General features: G+C 70.8%; 14 protein-coding genes. 7 read left to right on the top strand and 7 right to left on the bottom strand.

All coding sequences use genetic code 11. From position 1 onward, the window contains the following. Positions 1–208 (top strand): hypothetical protein (locus tag VE614_RS13495; RefSeq protein ID WP_324936165.1); only part of this gene is annotated, 208 nt, incomplete at its 5' end. A 170-nt stretch (positions 209–378) separates the two neighbouring features. Next, the gene (locus tag VE614_RS13490; RefSeq protein WP_324936163.1) at positions 379–939 is read left to right on the top strand and encodes a DUF1707 and DUF4190 domain-containing protein; all 561 of its coding nucleotides are present in this window, start codon (positions 379–381) and stop codon (positions 937–939) included. Positions 940–1,104: 165 nt separating this feature from the next. On the opposite strand, the gene VE614_RS13485 is transcribed toward VE614_RS13490, so the two are convergent. The 5 genes from VE614_RS13485 to VE614_RS13465 all read right to left on the bottom strand — a co-directional run bounded on the left by VE614_RS13485 (position 1,105) and on the right by VE614_RS13465 (position 8,041). Beyond that, entirely contained in the window at positions 1,105–2,301 is a 1,197-nt protein-coding gene (locus VE614_RS13485) for a M48 family metalloprotease (protein ID WP_324936160.1), read from the bottom strand. A gap of 49 nt (positions 2,302–2,350) precedes the next feature. Then, the gene (locus VE614_RS13480; RefSeq protein WP_324936158.1) at positions 2,351–3,913 is read right to left on the bottom strand and encodes a hypothetical protein; all 1,563 of its coding nucleotides are present in this window, start codon (positions 3,911–3,913) and stop codon (positions 2,351–2,353) included. A 49-nt stretch (positions 3,914–3,962) separates the two neighbouring features. Further along, positions 3,963–6,176 (bottom strand): hypothetical protein, encoded by a 2,214-nt coding sequence (locus tag VE614_RS13475; protein ID WP_324936156.1) that lies wholly within the window; start codon positions 6,174–6,176, stop codon positions 3,963–3,965. Then, positions 6,173–7,126 carry a hypothetical protein gene (locus tag VE614_RS13470; RefSeq protein ID WP_414719567.1) on the bottom strand — a complete coding sequence of 318 codons (954 nt, stop codon included), beginning with the start codon at positions 7,124–7,126 and terminating at the stop codon, positions 6,173–6,175. The genes VE614_RS13475 and VE614_RS13470 overlap by 4 nt, the downstream gene beginning before the upstream one ends. A 165-nt stretch (positions 7,127–7,291) precedes the next feature. Continuing rightward, a complete protein-coding gene (locus tag VE614_RS13465; RefSeq protein ID WP_324936151.1) occupies positions 7,292–8,041 on the bottom strand; it encodes a Crp/Fnr family transcriptional regulator in 750 nt (249 codons plus the stop codon). A 380-nt stretch (positions 8,042–8,421) separates the two neighbouring features. Here VE614_RS13465 and rpsL point away from each other — a divergent pair, with 380 nt between their 5' ends. The 4 genes from rpsL (at position 8,422) to tuf (ending at position 12,781) form a co-directional block, all read left to right on the top strand. Then, a complete protein-coding gene (rpsL, locus tag VE614_RS13460; RefSeq protein ID WP_003948652.1) occupies positions 8,422–8,793 on the top strand; it encodes a 30S ribosomal protein S12 in 372 nt (123 codons plus the stop codon). A 2-nt stretch (positions 8,794–8,795) separates the two neighbouring features. Beyond that, complete coding sequence (gene rpsG / locus VE614_RS13455; RefSeq protein ID WP_003998848.1) at positions 8,796–9,266, top strand: 30S ribosomal protein S7; 471 nt, start codon at positions 8,796–8,798, stop codon at positions 9,264–9,266. Between the two features lie 39 nt (positions 9,267–9,305). Continuing rightward, complete coding sequence (gene fusA, locus VE614_RS13450) at positions 9,306–11,432, top strand: elongation factor G (protein WP_324936149.1); 2,127 nt, start codon at positions 9,306–9,308, stop codon at positions 11,430–11,432. Positions 11,433–11,587: 155 nt separating this feature from the next. Continuing rightward, positions 11,588–12,781 (top strand): elongation factor Tu, encoded by a 1,194-nt coding sequence (tuf, locus tag VE614_RS13445; protein ID WP_086167815.1) that lies wholly within the window; start codon positions 11,588–11,590, stop codon positions 12,779–12,781. Positions 12,782–12,874: 93 nt separating this feature from the next. Here the strand turns inward: tuf and VE614_RS13440 are convergent, their stop codons facing one another. Then, positions 12,875–13,165 (bottom strand): hypothetical protein, encoded by a 291-nt coding sequence (locus VE614_RS13440; RefSeq protein ID WP_324936146.1) that lies wholly within the window; start codon positions 13,163–13,165, stop codon positions 12,875–12,877. A 255-nt stretch (positions 13,166–13,420) separates the two neighbouring features. Between VE614_RS13440 and VE614_RS13435 the strand changes: the two genes are divergently transcribed. Continuing rightward, positions 13,421–14,503 carry an acyltransferase gene (locus VE614_RS13435; protein ID WP_324936144.1) on the top strand — a complete coding sequence of 361 codons (1,083 nt, stop codon included), beginning with the start codon at positions 13,421–13,423 and terminating at the stop codon, positions 14,501–14,503. A 33-nt stretch (positions 14,504–14,536) separates the two neighbouring features. Here VE614_RS13435 and VE614_RS13430 read toward each other — a convergent pair whose 3' ends face one another. Beyond that, a complete protein-coding gene (locus tag VE614_RS13430; protein ID WP_324936142.1) occupies positions 14,537–15,109 on the bottom strand; it encodes a hypothetical protein in 573 nt (190 codons plus the stop codon). Positions 15,110–15,492: the final 383 nt, after the last annotated feature.

The following is a 15,492-nucleotide window of genomic DNA, read 5'->3' as shown; positions in this document are numbered from 1 at the left end:
CAAGGAGAACGTCATCATCGGTAAGCTCATCCCGGCCGGTACGGGTCTGTCCCGCTACCGCAACATCCGGGTCGAGCCGACCGAGGAGGCCAAGGCCGCGATGTACTCGGCCGTCGGCTACGACGACATCGACTACTCGCCGTTCGGCACCGGCTCCGGCCAGGCCGTTCCGCTGGAGGACTACGACTACGGTCCGTACAACCAGTAAGCGAGTCGCTTGATCCACAGGGCGGTCACCTTCGGGTGGCCGCCCTGTGGCGTGCCCGGGGTGGGTAGGCCCCCCGGACGACGGGTAGGGGTTTTCTCCGGGTGTGACCCCGATGCCTCGGATGCCGGTTCGACGGATGATGGAGTCACTGAGCGCTCCGGGAGGTGCCCGTGTCGCAGTCGTCGAATCCCTCGTGGCAGCCCTGGGAGGGGAAGGCCAACGGGGTGCCGCAGCCGTGGGGCGGGTACGGCGGCCCGTCGCTGCTGGCGTCGCACGCCGACCGGGAGCGCGCCGTGGACGTGCTCAGAGCCGGGTACGGGGAGGGGCGGATGGAGCGGACCGAGTTCGAGCAGCGGGTCGCGCGGGTCTACACGGCCCGCACGGTGGGAGAGCTGGCGCTGCTCGTCGCCGATCTGCCGCAGGGGCCCGTGGCGCAGCCCGCTGCGGGTGCCGACGTGCCCCGGACGTTCCTGGCGGCAGCCCGGCCGCGGACGAACGGGAAGGCGGTCGCCGCCGCCGTGTGCGGGCTGCTCTGTCTGCCCACCATGGGCCTGACCGGCATACCGGCGGTCGTGCTCGGGCACGCGGCGCGATCCGAGATACGGCGCGCGGACGACATCGGTGACGGGCTCGCGCTGATCGGGCTGGTGCTGGGCTGGATGTCCGTGGCCGGCTGGGCGCTCGTGGTGGGGCTGGCCGGACTGCTGGCCGTCCTGGCGGGCCCCGGGTGACGGGTGCGTGCCGGGTGCGCGCCGGGGCCGGGGGCTGCCGGCCCGCCCAGGCCACCCCCCAGGGCTGCTGGTGCCACCCCGGGAATGCTGGGGCCGCCGGTCATCCGGGGCGGCATCGCGGGCGGGGCCCTCGGCTGCCGGGGCGACTCGGAGCCGCCGGGGGTGTCAGCGCTGTGGCTGGAGGTAGGCCTGGAGGTGGTGGAGCCGGGTGAAGTAGTCCGGGTGTGAGGCCAGCAGCCTGCCGGCCGGGCTCTCGGCCATCGGGACACCTCCGCGGGCGGCGGTGAGGGCGGCGGCCTGCCGCTGCTCCTGCTGGTGCAGCTTCTCCAGTACGGCGGCCAGCATCGGTGCGAAGCCGAGCGCGGCGGCGTGCTGGTCGGCGCGCAGCTCGGCGCGCCGGCCGACCGCGGCGAGCGCGTACGGCATGGCCAGGATCAGCAGCGGCAAGCCGTACAGGCTGCTGATGGTGGCCAGGGCGATACCGCCGACGAACAGGCCGAAGAACACCACACCGAAGCAGGAGAAGGCGCGAGAGACCCGGAACATGAACCCGGTGACCCCGCGCAGCACCCGCCAGGCGATGCGCCCGGGCAGCGCGTACCAGTAGCCGAGCAGCGAGGACCAGGCGTGACCGCCCACGTGGTGGCCCAGCTCGTGCGCCATGACGGCGGCCAGCTCCCCGCTGGGCAGCTCGTTCAGGGCGAAACGGGTGACGCCGACGATGTGGCCGGCGGCGGCGACCGCGTTGAGGTTGTCGCTGTCCTCCACCCACAGTTCGTAGTTCCGGCCCTCGACGCCCGCGCGGGCGGTGACCTCCCGCCAGACGGGCTCAAGTCTGGCTCGTTCTTGCGGAGTGGGGTAGCGCAAACGGAGCAGATGGCGCGCGAGGGCGCTTTCGGTCGGGCGGTGGAAGACGAGTGCGCCGCTCGCGAGCCAGGCCAGCACGAGCACGAAGCCGAGGCCGCCGAAGATCAGCGAGAGGAGACCGATGACGAGGAGGCTGCACAGGAAGTGCGGCAGGTAGAGCAGCAGGTTGCCGACGGCGGTGGCGTCGGTGCGGCGCTGCTGGGCGGAGATGTGGATCCGGCCGCGATCGGTGGGGATGTGGTGGGGGTGCTGGGCCGGCCCCGGTGCCGGGTACTGCGGGGGGTGCGGCGTTGTCGGGTACTGCGGGTGCGGGTGCGGGTGCGGGTGGGGCTGGGCGTGCTGGGGGGGTAACAGGGGCTGATGGGCCTGGGCGTAGGGGGCCTGGGGGTAAGGCGGCGGCGCTTGGGGGTACTGCGGCGGCAGGTGGGGCGGCTGCTGGGCCTGGGCGGGCGGCTCCGGGTATTCCGGTGGGGACGGCGGGGGTTGCTGGGTCATCGGGGTTCCTTCGTGCGAGGGGAGCGGGGGCCGGACTCGTGGGTCGTCGTCATGGACCAGGGGCCTCCTGCGGGGAGCCGTCCTCGGAGGCGGGCGGGGCCGCCGGGCTCGGCTGCGGGGGCGCGGTCGGCGTCGTGCCGTAGCCGGCCGGCGGCTGCCAGGCGACGGACGCGGGCGGTGCCGGAGCGGGGCCCGGAACCCCTGGCACGGATCCGCCCGTGGCGGAGTACGGCGGACAAGGGGTGGAGGGCGGTGGTGTGTACGGCATGGGCGGTGGCGCGTACGGCGGCGGCTGCCAGGCGGGTGACCCGTCGGCCCCGGGCGCACCCGGTGCCGGCTGCTGGGCGTACGCGGAAGGCGGAGCGGCGTGGGGGCCGGCCGGTGCGGGCGGCGGCGTGCCGGTGTCCGCGGTGGGCTGCTCCGGCGTGCCGGTGTCCTCGGTGGGCTGCTCCGGTCTGCCGGTGCCCATGTCCGTGCCCGCGTCCGGCTGGGGCTGCGGTGCCGGGGCGGTCGGCGGGAGGAGAGGCGGGTTCTGGGGTACGCCGGGGAGGCGCTGGTTGAGGATGTCGCTGACCGTGCGCAGGGCGAGCTGCTTGGGGCCCTCCAGCTCGAACCTTTCCGCGCCCTCGCCGCCGAGCAGCTCCTTCACCAGGTCCATCTGCGCCTGGATCATGCGGAGCTGGTCCTCGCGCATGCTGCTCATGACGAGCCGGGAGTCCTCGGGGTGCTGGGCGAGGTGCAGCGCCCACGCCTGTACGCCGCCCTGCTGGAGGTGCCACTGGTAGAACTGGATCTTCTGCGCCTCGATCTGCTGGAGTTCCAGCTGGTGCCGGCCCTGGAGCAGTGCCTGCTCGTGCTGCCAGCGCTGCTGCTGGAGGAGGAGTTCCTGCTGCTGCCGGCCGTAGTCCAGGGCCCGGCCGACCTGAAGCGCGTCCTGTTGGCGGAAGCGCTGGTCCATCTCCACGTCGACCCGCATCCCCTGCTGCGCGGTGCGGATCTGCTCGGCCGCGGAGTGGTCGATGGCCTGGAGCCGCTGCTGGTGGTCGATGTTCGCCCGGTCGCGCCGCAGCCGCAGCGTCCAGGTGACCTGGAGTCCCGCGGGCGCGCCGAGCGGGCCGACGAGCTGGACCGCCTTCAGCAGTTCCGTCTCGGCCGCCGCGCTGTCGGCGATGGCGAAGCGGCGGGTCACCGGCCGGGCCGTCTGCTGGAGCTCGCCGAGCAGCAGCCCGGGCACGTCCCGGATCCCGCTCGCCACGAACCGCGCCGGGTCGAGCACCTGCCAGGAGACGTCCGCCTCGGCGGTGAACTCGAACGCGTCGTTGTCGCTCGGCAGTGTGAGGGTGTCCGTGAAGGGATGGACGCCCATGTCCACCTCGTACACGGCGGTGTAGCGGCTGGCCATGATCTCGCCGCGGGCGGGCCGTCTGGGCGGCAGGAACGTCTCGTATCCGCCCTTCGGGGTGGCGAAGACCAGTGCGTGGTCGATGCGGACCACGTGCTTCAGCGACAGGTCGAAGCGCGACAGCTGCCGCACGGTGAGCACCGGGTCGATCAGCCGGGCGTGCCGGTCCGCCGGCTGCTGCCACTCCGGCTGGCGGTGGAAGGTGGGCATGGTGCGTGTCTCCTCGGGGACGTACTCGGGGACCTGACCGGGGCCGGGGTCACCCGAAGGTGGTGAGCAGGCGGGCGGCGACCGGCGGCGGGGGATTGCCGTCCTCGCCGGGCATGGTGCGCAGCAGATGGCTCAGCCGCTGGTACTCGGGCCCGGTCGGGACGAGCTTCGGCAGGAGCGCGGCGAGGGCCCATTCGGTGCCCGTGGAACGGTCGGCGATGAGCACCCACTCGCGCAGCAGGTCCAGGGCCGGCCGGGTGGCGTGCGGATCGCCGAGCGCCCGGCGCCACAGCTGGGCGATGCCCTGCGCGGCGGTCTCGTCGTCGGCCGTGGCCCGGGCGTACCAGCCGAGGACGAGCGGCAGGCCGTACCGCTCGTCGCCCTCGGTGCGCCTGCAGGCGTTGATGAAGCCGCCCAGCGCCAGGTCCCGCACCGCCCGGTCGTCGTCGAGGTGCCCGAGCAGCCCGGCCAGCACCTCGGCGGCGGCGGGCGACAGCAGCAGCAGTTCCACGGCCTCGGCCAGCTCCGCCGCCATCTCCCGGTCGAAGTCGTCGGGGTCGTCGAGGTTCGCGTACAGGCGGCGGGCGGCCTGGCGCAGCGCGGCGAGGGCCTGTTCCGGCCGCTCCGGTCCGATCAGCGCGTAGGCGCGGACGGCCACCCAGCGCAGCCGCCGGTCCTCGCTTCCGCACCAGGCATCGAGGATGCGCGGGATGTTGGGTGTGTCGCTGAAGTGGGCGAGGGTGAGGGAGTTGACCGCGACGAGTCGGTGCCGGAACCGGGTGGAGGTCGCCCACGGCTCGATGACCAGCGCCATCGCGGACGGCAGGTCGGCGCGGGCGAGGACGGCGACGGTGGAGGCGGCCCGGGTGCGGACCAGGGGGCGGCCGTCGTCGGCGAGCCGGCGCAGCCATTCGATCAGCGCGGGCCGGGCGGAGGGGTGGCCCGTCCACACCTCCCGCAGCAGCACCAGTGAGACCCGGTCGTCGGTGAACGCGGCCATCGTCTGCGTCACCGGCCCCCACTCGGTGTGCTCGTCGCCCTCGTGCAGTTCGGCGCGGGCCAGTTGCAGGCGCTTGCCCACGTGGGTGCCGAAGACGGGGACCTCGGGCACGCGGGCCGGGTTGTCGGTCTTCTGGAGGAAGCGGTAGAGCAGGTCGCTGAGTTCGGCGGTGAGCGCGTACGGGCCGCCGTCGAAGGCGGCGAGGGCGACGAGGAACGCCTTGTCCCGCAAGGGGATGGCGCTCTCGTCCTCCTCGAACCACTCCTGGACCTGGTTCTCCAGCGACGCGAGGGAGAAGCCGGCCACGGCCCGCTCGCTGACCTCCTCGGCGGCGTACCGGGCGAGCAGCTGGGCGAACGCGGCGGTCTCGCGCAACTGGTGCCCGCGGCCGAGGAACTCCTTGACGTCGGGCAGGCCGAGCAGGCGCGCGGCGGTCGCCTCGTCCGTGCGGACGCGCAGGTGCGCGGCCAGCACCTCCTCGGCGGCGGGCGGGCGCCAGACGGCGGCGGGCACGTCCTCCAGGGCGGCGGCGGGGCCGACGGTGACGACCAGATAGGCGTCCTGCTCGGCGAGCCGGTCGCGGACGGCGAGCAGGTGCGGTTCGCGCAGCGGGTTGCCGCGACGGGTGGTCAGGTCGCACAGGACGTAGCCGCGCGCGCCCTGTCCGCCGCCCTCGGCGGACGCGGTGCACCGCTCGGCGAGCGCGCCGGGTGAGGTGTCCCGGTCCAGCAGGTGCACGGGGGACGCGCCGAGCCGGTGCAGCAGCATCAGCGCGGCCGTGCGGCGGCCGGTGAAGCGGGCGCCGGACAGTACCAGTACGCGTTCACGGCGCAGCCGGTCCAGCAGGGCCTCGACGGTCTCCTCGGCGGCGACGAAGGAGGCGGCGAGCCGTTCCAGCGTGGTGCGGGGGATCTCGCCGGAGGCGGAGGCGGCCGTGGAGAGCCCGGAGAACGACCAGTGGTGGATCTCCGTCTTGCTGCCCATGATGACGTCGCCGGTGACCCGGCCGCCGGACACGCCGTGCTGGTCGCCCGCGACATAGCCGCCGCCGAAGCGGGTGCGGGCACCGACGTTCATGGTGCGCGGGCTGTGGTCGATCAGGTCGCGCCGGGCCGACCAGGCGTTCTGCGGCTGGTCCCGCTCCTCTGTCTCCTCGGTCCCGCCGTCCGGGCGGGCCTCGTCCGGGGCCGGGTCGCCCCGTTCCGGCGCGGGCCCAGTGCCGGGCGCCGCCGCTCCCTGTGCCCCCGGCTCCTGCCCGGTCACGGCCGCTCCTCCTGCTCCGTCTTGCCGCCGGTGACGACGTGCTTGCCGCCCATGACGACGTCGCCGGTGGACCGGCCGCCGGACACGCCGTGCTGGTCACCGGCGACATAGCCGCCGCCGAAGCTGACCGAGCCCCCGGTGACGTGCAGCACGGGGCCCGGCGCCGGGGCTCCCCGGTATCCGGCCGGCGCCGGGCGGCTCGCGGGGGCGCCGTCCGGCGCGGGCGACCCGTTCCCGGCGGCGCCGGTGCGGGGGGACCCGTTCTCCGCGGCGGCGGCGCCGGTGTCCCCGTCCCCCGCACCGGCGGCGCCGGGGTGCGCCGGGCGGTCCCCCGATCCGCCCGGCGCGTCCCCCTCCCCCCTCTCACCGTGGTCCGTGGCGGCCGCCCCGGCGGGCAGCGGGCCGTGCAGCCATGCCGTCAGCGGGCCGTTCTTGCCGGTCACGGTCACGCGGTGGAAGCCGTCGGCCGGGATGCCGGGGTGGTCGTGCCGTACGACGCCGGCGTACAGGGCGTCCGAGACGCACAGCGCGAAGTCGTCGGGGCGCTCACGCAGCGCGGCGCGCAGCACGTCGGAGTCCAGCAGGCGGCAGGCGTGGTTGAGGTCGGAGCCGACCCAGCCGTCCCGCTCGTCGACGGCGACGTAGCCGGTGGCGACGACGCCGCGCAGCCGGATCTGGGCGGATCGGGAGGCCATGCGGTTGACGGCCCGCAGCTGGGCCGGCACCTCGCTGAGCAGGGCCCGCAGCAGCGCCGTGACCGGGGCGTTGGCGTCGATCAGCTCCATCACCGAGTCGCCACGGTCGGCCCGCAGCCGCCGGGTCTCGTCGATGCCGGCGCTCTGCAGCGCGCGGTCGGTGATGTCGTAGAGCATGCGCCGCAGATAGGCCTGTTCCACGTCGTCCCGGTCGCTGAACCTCTCGATGTCCAGCAACAGGAGCGTGCGGCTCACGGGGTCGCTCATGGTCGCCTCTCGAACGGGGGGTGGCGGACAGCGCAAGCGTGGTGGCCCGGGGGCCCGGGTGGTGAGGGCGGATGACGCACTCGAAGTGTGACCGTGTGCACAGAACGGTCTGCGCAGAACCGTCTGCGCAGAAGGCCCGCCGGGGCGCGTGCGTCACTCCTCTCGGGGCCCCGGCGGCGAGGGGATGCCGGGGACCGGGGCCGCCGCGCCGATCCGGCGCAGGATGTCGGGGCGCCGGATGAGCAGCGTGCGGCGGCCGGTGATCACGGCTTCCTTGTCCCGCAGCTCCTTCAGCAGCCGCTGCACCATCTCGCGCGAGGCGCCCACCGAGCCGGCCAGTTCCTGCTTGCTCAGCGGCACGGCGAGTTCGACACCGTCCGGGGTGCGCCGGCCGTGGGTGCGGGCCAGGTCGAGGAGCAGTACGGCGAGCCGCTCCCGCACGCTCATCGACGCGAACTCCAGCCGGCGCCGGTCCGCCGCCCGGGTGCGGTCGGCGGTGAGTCCGAGCAGGGCGAACGACACGGCGGGGGAGCGGCCGAGGAAGTCGCGGAAGCGCTCCCGCTCCACGGCCACCGCCCGCACCGGCTCCAGCGCGGTGACGGTGGCGGAGCGCGGCCGCCCGGTCAGCGCCGCCGACTCGCCGATGATGTCGCCGGGACCGCGCAGGGCCAGCAGGGCCTCGTAGCCGTTGGCGGCCGACGCGGTGACCTTGGTCCAGCCGTCCACCAGGAACAGCACGTGGGAGGACGGCTCGTGCTGGTGGAGCAGGACCGTGCGCCGGGTGAAGGCGAGGGCGCGGCCGAGCGCGAGCAGCGCCGAGCGGTCCTCGCTCTCCAGCCGTGCCAGGAACGGCACCCGGTCGTCCAGGCCACCGTCGTCCGACGCGTAGGTCCGTTCTGTCATGCCCATTCCCCCGAAGGTCGCCGCGGGCGGATCAACGTACTGAACGCGCAAGAGCGCCGACGCGGGAAGAGCGGGATTCGGCCATCGCGGCGAGGAGTGGGGAAAGGCGGTCAAGGAGGTGAGAAGTCCGGCGTGTCGGGGTGGGCTCCATTTGTTTTGACCGAAGTCGGTGCGGTAGGTACGCTCAGACCTTGTGCCTGGGGTGTGCCCTGGCCCTCGTGCGTGCCTTCCGACCGCACCGGGGGTCCGAGAGTGGCCACCGTAATCTGCGCTTCTTTCTGCCTTGCGGCGGGAGTCCGCGGGATTCGACACACCCGACCGCGTGGGTCGGCGACGTTCCAGGTTAGCTTCACCATCGGCACACAGAAACCGGAGAAGTAGTGCCTACGATCCAGCAGCTGGTCCGCAAGGGCCGGCAGGACAAGGTCGAGAAGAACAAGACGCCCGCACTCGAGGGTTCCCCTCAGCGTCGTGGCGTCTGCACGCGTGTGTTCACGACCACCCCGAAGAAGCCGAACTCGGCCCTGCGTAAGGTCGCGCGTGTGCGTCTGACCAGCGGGATCGAGGTCACCGCTTACATTCCGGGTGAGGGACACAACCTGCAGGAGCACTCCATCGTGCTCGTGCGCGGCGGCCGTGTGAAGGACCTGCCGGGTGTTCGCTACAAGATCATCCGTGGTTCGCTCGACACCCAGGGTGTCAAGAACCGCAAGCAGGCCCGCAGCCGCTACGGCGCCAAGAAGGAGAAGTAAGAATGCCTCGTAAGGGCCCCGCCCCGAAGCGCCCGGTCATCATCGACCCGGTCTACGGTTCTCCTCTGGTGACCTCCCTGATCAACAAGGTGCTGCTGAACGGCAAGCGCTCCACCGCCGAGCGCATCGTCTACGGCGCCATGGAGGGCCTGCGCGAGAAGACCGGCAACGACCCGGTCATCACGCTGAAGCGCGCTCTCGAGAACATCAAGCCGACCCTCGAGGTCAAGTCCCGCCGTGTCGGTGGCGCCACCTACCAGGTCCCGGTCGAGGTCAAGCCCGGCCGTGCCAACACCCTGGCGCTGCGCTGGCTGGTCGGTTACTCCCGCGCCCGTCGCGAGAAGACCATGACCGAGCGTCTGCTCAACGAGCTCCTCGACGCCAGCAACGGCCTCGGTGCCGCTGTGAAGAAGCGCGAGGACACGCACAAGATGGCCGAGTCCAACAAGGCCTTCGCGCACTACCGCTGGTAGTCGCTACCCACATCGAGACCGAGAGAAGACTGAAGCCTTATGGCTACCACTTCGCTTGACCTGGCCAGGGTGCGCAACATCGGCATCATGGCCCACATCGACGCGGGCAAGACGACCACCACCGAGCGGATCCTGTTCTACACCGGTGTGTCCTACAAGATCGGTGAGGTCCACGACGGCGCTGCCACCATGGACTGGATGGAGCAGGAGCAGGAGCGTGGCATCACGATCACCTCTGCTGCCACCACCTGCCACTGGCCGCTGGAAGACGTCGACCACACCATCAACATCATCGACACGCCGGGCCACGTCGACTTCACCGTCGAGGTGGAGCGCTCCCTGCGTGTGCTCGACGGTGCCGTGACGGTGTTCGACGGCGTCGCCGGCGTTGAGCCGCAGTCCGAGACCGTGTGGCGTCAGGCGGACCGCTACGGCGTGCCGCGTATCTGCTTCGTCAACAAGCTCGACCGCACCGGCGCCGAATTCCACCGCTGCGTCGACATGATCTCCGACCGCCTGGGCGCGCAGCCGCTGGTCATGCAGCTGCCGATCGGCGCGGAGGCGGACTTCAAGGGCGTCATCGACCTCGTGACGATGAAGGCCCTGGTCTGGTCGGCCGAGGCGACCAAGGGCGAGATGTACGACGTCGTCGACATCCCGGACACCCACCTCGAGGCTGCCGAGGAGTACCGCGGCAAGCTGCTCGAGGCCGTCGCCGAGAACGACGAGGAGCTGATGGAGCTGTACCTGGAGGGCACCGAGCCCTCCGTGGAGCAGCTGTACGCGGCGATCCGTCGTATCACCATCGCGTCCGGCAAGGGCGGCGGCACCACCGTCACCCCCGTGTTCTGCGGCACCGCGTTCAAGAACAAGGGCGTTCAGCCCCTGCTCGACGCCGTCGTGCGCTACCTGCCGTCGCCGGTCGACATCGAGGCCATCGAGGGCCACGACGTCAAGGACCCGGAGAAGGTCATCGCGCGCAAGCCGTCGGACGACGAGCCGCTCGCCGCGCTGGCGTTCAAGATCATGAGCGACCCGCACCTCGGCAAGCTCACCTTCGTCCGGGTGTACTCCGGCCGCCTGGAGTCCGGCACCTCGGTGCTGAACTCCGTCAAGGGCAAGAAGGAGCGCATCGGCAAGATCTACCGCATGCACGCGAACAAGCGTGAGGAGATCGAGTCGGTGGGCGCCGGCGACATCGTCGCCGTCATGGGCCTGAAGCAGACCACCACCGGTGAGACGCTGTCCGACGACAAGAACCCGGTGATCCTGGAGTCCATGGACTTCCCGGCGCCGGTCATCCAGGTCGCCATCGAGCCCAAGTCGAAGGGCGACCAGGAGAAGCTCGGCGTCGCGATCCAGCGCCTGGCCGAGGAGGACCCGTCCTTCCAGGTCCACTCGGACGAGGAGACCGGCCAGACCATCATCGGCGGCATGGGCGAGCTGCACCTCGAGGTGCTGGTCGACCGTATGCGCCGTGAGTTCAAGGTCGAGGCCAACGTCGGCAAGCCGCAGGTCGCGTACCGTGAGACCATCCGCAAGTCGGTCGAGAAGGTCGAGTTCACCCACAAGAAGCAGACGGGTGGTACCGGCCAGTTCGCGCGCGTCATCATCGCGATCGAGCCGATCGAGGGCGGCGACGCCTCGTACGAGTTCGTGAACAAGGTGACCGGTGGCCGCATCCCGAAGGAGTACATCCCTTCGGTCGACGCCGGTTGCCAGGAGGCCATGCAGTTCGGCATCCTCGCCGGTTACGAGATGACCGGTGTGCGCGTGACGCTGCTCGACGGTGCCTACCACGAGGTGGACTCCTCCGAGCTCGCGTTCAAGATCGCCGGTTCGCAGGCCTTCAAGGAGGCCGCGCGCAAGGCTTCGCCCGTGCTCCTCGAGCCGATGATGGCCGTTGAGGTCACCACGCCCGAGGACTACATGGGTGAGGTCATCGGCGACATCAACTCCCGCCGTGGCCAGATCCAGGCCATGGAGGAGCGGGCGGGTGCTCGCGTCGTGAAGGGCCTCGTGCCCCTGTCGGAGATGTTCGGCTACGTCGGAGACCTCCGCAGCAAGACGTCGGGTCGCGCAAGCTACTCGATGCAGTTCGACTCCTACGCCGAGGTTCCGCGGAACGTCGCCGAGGAGATCATCGCGAAGGCCAAGGGCGAGTAACGGACCGCGCGTCCACGCCGTAGGCTTGACTCCGGAGCCTCGTGGGGCAAACAACCGCATCACGGATGTTTGCCCCCGGGATCCGGGACATCCAGCAAAGATCACCTGGCGCCGATGAAGTAAGGCGTACCAGAACCACTCCCAGGAGGACCCCAGTGGCGAAGGCGAAGTTCGAGCGGACTAAGCCGCACGTCAACATCGGCACCATCGGTCACATCGACCACGGTAAGACGACCCTCACGGCCGCCATTACCAAGGTGCTGCACGACGCGTACCCGGACCTGAACGAGGCCACCCCGTTCGACAACATCGACAAGGCGCCCGAGGAGCGTCAGCGCGGTATCACCATCTCCATCGCGCACGTCGAGTACCAGACCGAGGCGCGTCACTACGCCCACGTCGACTGCCCTGGTCACGCGGACTACATCAAGAACATGATCACGGGTGCGGCGCAGATGGACGGCGCCATCCTCGTGGTCGCCGCCACCGACGGCCCGATGCCGCAGACCAAGGAGCACGTGCTCCTGGCCCGCCAGGTCGGCGTTCCGTACATCGTCGTCGCCCTGAACAAGGCCGACATGGTGGACGACGAGGAGATCCTGGAGCTCGTCGAGCTCGAGGTCCGTGAGCTCCTCTCCGAGTACGAGTTCCCCGGCGACGACGTTCCGGTCGTCAAGGTCTCCGCTCTCAAGGCCCTCGAGGGCGAGAAGGAGTGGGTGGACTCCGTCCTCAACCTGATGAAGGCCGTCGACGAGTCGATCCCGCAGCCGGAGCGCGACGTCGACAAGCCGTTCCTCATGCCGATCGAGGACGTCTTCACGATCACCGGTCGCGGTACGGTCGTCACCGGCCGTATCGAGCGTGGTGTCCTGAAGGTCAACGAGACCGTCGACATCATCGGCATCAAGACCGAGAAGACCACCACCACGGTCACCGGTATCGAGATGTTCCGCAAGCTGCTCGACGAGGGCCAGGCCGGTGAGAACGTCGGTCTGCTCCTCCGTGGCATCAAGCGCGAGGACGTCGAGCGCGGCCAGGTCATCATCAAGCCGGGTTCGGTCACCCCGCACACCGAGTTCGAGGCGCAGGCCTACATCCTGTCCAAGGACGAGGGTGGCCGCCACACGCCGTTCTTCAACAACTACCGTCCGCAGTTCTACTTCCGTACGACGGACGTGACGGGCGTTGTGACCCTCCCCGAGGGCACCGAGATGGTCATGCCGGGTGACAACACCGAGATGACCGTCCAGCTGATCCAGCCGGTCGCCATGGAAGAGGGCCTGAAGTTCGCCATCCGCGAGGGTGGCCGGACCGTGGGCGCCGGCCAGGTCACCAAGATCACCAAGTAAGTACCGCTTGCTTGAGGGTCTGAAGGTCACCTGACCTGCACTGGCCTGAAGGGGCCCGTACGACTTCGGTCGTACGGGCCCCTTTCGCCATGTCTAGGAGTCGGTCTCCGGCACGGGCTGCGGGCCCAGCGCCATCAGGACGAGGACGCTCGCGCGGACCACCAGACCGCCGAGGAGGGCGGCGAGGAAGCCGTCGACATGCAGGCCCGCGTCGAGCTGCGAGCCGATCCAGGAGACCAGCAGCCACACCAGCGTGTCCTGGAGAACACCGATCGCGGCGAGGACCAGCGGCGCGCCCGGTGGGGCGGTGCGGATGGCGCTCGGATAGGTGTGGATCAGCTGGTTGACGATGAGGAAGACGGTGCCCGCCAGCACCACCTCCAAGGGCGCGCCGGTCGCGGGGGTTGCGCGGGGGGTGGGTGAAACCTCGTCGAACCTTGGGCGGCATGGGGGAGAGGGTTGGGGCAATTTCCGCACCCCGGCGGGCGGATTGCTCCGTTTCGCCCTGTAGGGGTGGCTCGTACGGACGTAGCGTGAACCGCCGTTCTATGAGTCGAGGGGTGCGGGGAGCACGGGATGCAGGGGATTGCGCCGGCCGGATCACCGGCACGGGCGGCGTCGGCGCGGAAGCCGGCGGCCATGGCCGGCGACCGGGCCCGGCCCCGCCTGTACGTCATCGACGGCATACGCCTGGCCGCCGCCCTCATGGTGGCCCTGCATCACTACGCCGGCACGAACCGCGTGAACCAGCCCGGCAACGCGGTCTGGGACCGCCCGGTGTCCGACCTCATGCCCAGCTGGTTCCGGGTGGCGTCCTTCGGCTGGATCGGCGTCGAGATCTTCTTCGTCATCAGCGGCTTCGTGATCTGCATGTCCTGCTGGGGCCGTACCCCGAAGGACTTCTTCGTCTCGCGGGTGATCCGGTTGTACCCCGCGTACTGGTGTGCGGTGGTCTTCACCACGGCGGTCCTGGCCGCGCTGCCCGGCGTATGGGAACGTCTCCCGCTGCGCGAGGTGCTGTTCAACCTGACGATGCTCCAAGAGGGCTCGGGCATCCCGAACGTCGACCCCGTGTACTGGACCCTCTGGTCGGAACTGCGTTTCTATCTGCTCTTCCTCGTCGTCGTCGCCATGGGTCTGACCTACCGCAGAGTCGTGGTCTTCTGCTGCGTCTGGGGCGTGGCCGCCATGCTCGCCCCGGTGTCGAAGTTCCCGCTCCTGGTGCTGGCCGCCAACCCGACCGGCGCCTGGTACTTCATCGCCGGCCTCGCCCTCTACCTCATGCACCGCTTCGGCCCGGACCTGCTCCTGTGGGGCATCCTCGCCATGGCCTGGCTGATGGGACAGCTGGAGCTGGGGGAGCGGGTCGAGTTCGAGCAGGTCAGCAGCTGGCGCGGTGCGGTGGTGATCTACACGGCCTTCCTGCTCCTCATGGTCGCCGTCGCGCTGGGCTGCACGGACCGGGTGCGCTGGAAGTGGCTGGTGACGGCGGGAGCGCTGACGTATCCGCTCTACCTGACCCACTACATGGCGGGTACGGCGATCATCGACCGTCTGCGCGGAGGGCTGGACCCGCGACTGCTGGTCGTGGCCGTCATCGCGGGGTTCCTGGTGCTGAGCTGGCTGATCCACCGGCTGGTGGAGCGGCCGGTGGCGCGGATGCTGCGAGGGGGCCTGGAGAAGTCGTTCGCACGGATGCGCGGTTTCCAGCGGGCGGCCTGACGGCCGGGGCCGGAGGGGCGGGGGCTGGGGGCCTCAGTACGACGGCGACCCGTCCTCGTCCTGGTGGCGGTAGTCGTACTCGTGCCGCAGGCACCCGGCGTCCGCGCGCAGGACGGGCTCGTGCGCGTACCAGTCGGGGGCGAGGGTCAGCTCGATGCCGTCGTCGGTGGCGGTGACACCCGGCAGGCCCGTGTCCTCGTCGGTCTCGACGCGCCGCACGTCGAGACCGCGCTCGGTCCAGGCGCGGTGGAGGTTCTCGACGGCCGTGAGATAGGCGTCCCGGTCCGCGAACTCAAGGGACCACTCGTACTGCGGCTCGCTGCGGGTGACGCCGCCGTCGTCGAAGCCGAACTCGTCCTTGCAGGAGCTGCCGGCCTCGTCGAGGGTCCCGCCCCCCGCCCTGGGCGCCGGGTGCAGCTCGCCCAGCGCGCGCTCACCGGCCGCCTCGGTGTCGGCCACCCGCTCCTGGTACTCCGCCATCGACAGCACCGGCCCGCCCGCGAGGGACTGGCAGGCGGACGCCGCCCCGAGGACCGGCAGGGCGACGAGGACGAGGCCGAGCGAGGAGAGGAGGGCGGTGCGGCGACGGAACACAGGTGCGGACATGTCACCGATCGAAGCCGCCGGGCGGCCGGGCCGGCAGAGCGGGGGTACCTGGTGGGGCTGAGCAGGAGACCTCATTTACGCCATTGGCATGTGGGCCTCTCTTGATAAGGTTGCTTCCGGAAACGGGAGGTGCGGGTGATATCTGTGACCATTTTTGAGCAGAGGCGTCCCCTTGTGAACGGTTGGGCCTCCCGAAGAACCCGCTGACGGCACTGCCGACCAAGCCCCTCACGGCCGCCCTGGCCTGATCACCTCGGTGGTGATCGAGATGTGTGCCGTGCCAGATGTCAGGGGTACCTACATGTTCGGCCCGACGTGGTCTGCCACCACGCGGGCTGTTCTCAGCATTTCGCCGGCGTCCGCTGCCAGGGCACCCTGACCGT

It is taken from the genome of Streptomyces sp. (assembly GCF_035645055.1).
Lineage (GTDB): Bacteria > Actinomycetota > Actinomycetes > Streptomycetales > Streptomycetaceae > Streptomyces.
Note: the sequence above shows the minus strand (reverse complement) of the source record. Positions and strands in the feature narration are given on the sequence as shown.

Bases quoted from the DNA above. Each gene is read 5' to 3' on its own strand.
- VE614_RS13485 (WP_324936160.1), bottom strand. From the start codon at position 2,301: ATGACCCAGCAACCCCCGCCGTCCCCACCGGAATACCCGGAGCCGCCC.
- VE614_RS13480 (WP_324936158.1), bottom strand. From the start codon at position 3,913: ATGCCCACCTTCCACCGCCAGCCGGAGTGGCAGCAGCCGGCGGACCGG.
- VE614_RS13465 (WP_324936151.1), bottom strand. From the start codon at position 8,041: ATGACAGAACGGACCTACGCGTCGGACGACGGTGGCCTGGACGACCGG.
- rpsG (WP_003998848.1), top strand. From the start codon at position 8,796: ATGCCTCGTAAGGGCCCCGCCCCGAAGCGCCCGGTCATCATCGACCCG.
- fusA (WP_324936149.1), top strand. From the start codon at position 9,306: ATGGCTACCACTTCGCTTGACCTGGCCAGGGTGCGCAACATCGGCATC.
- VE614_RS13435 (WP_324936144.1), top strand. From the start codon at position 13,421: ATGGCCGGCGACCGGGCCCGGCCCCGCCTGTACGTCATCGACGGCATA.
- VE614_RS13430 (WP_324936142.1), bottom strand. From the start codon at position 15,109: ATGTCCGCACCTGTGTTCCGTCGCCGCACCGCCCTCCTCTCCTCGCTC.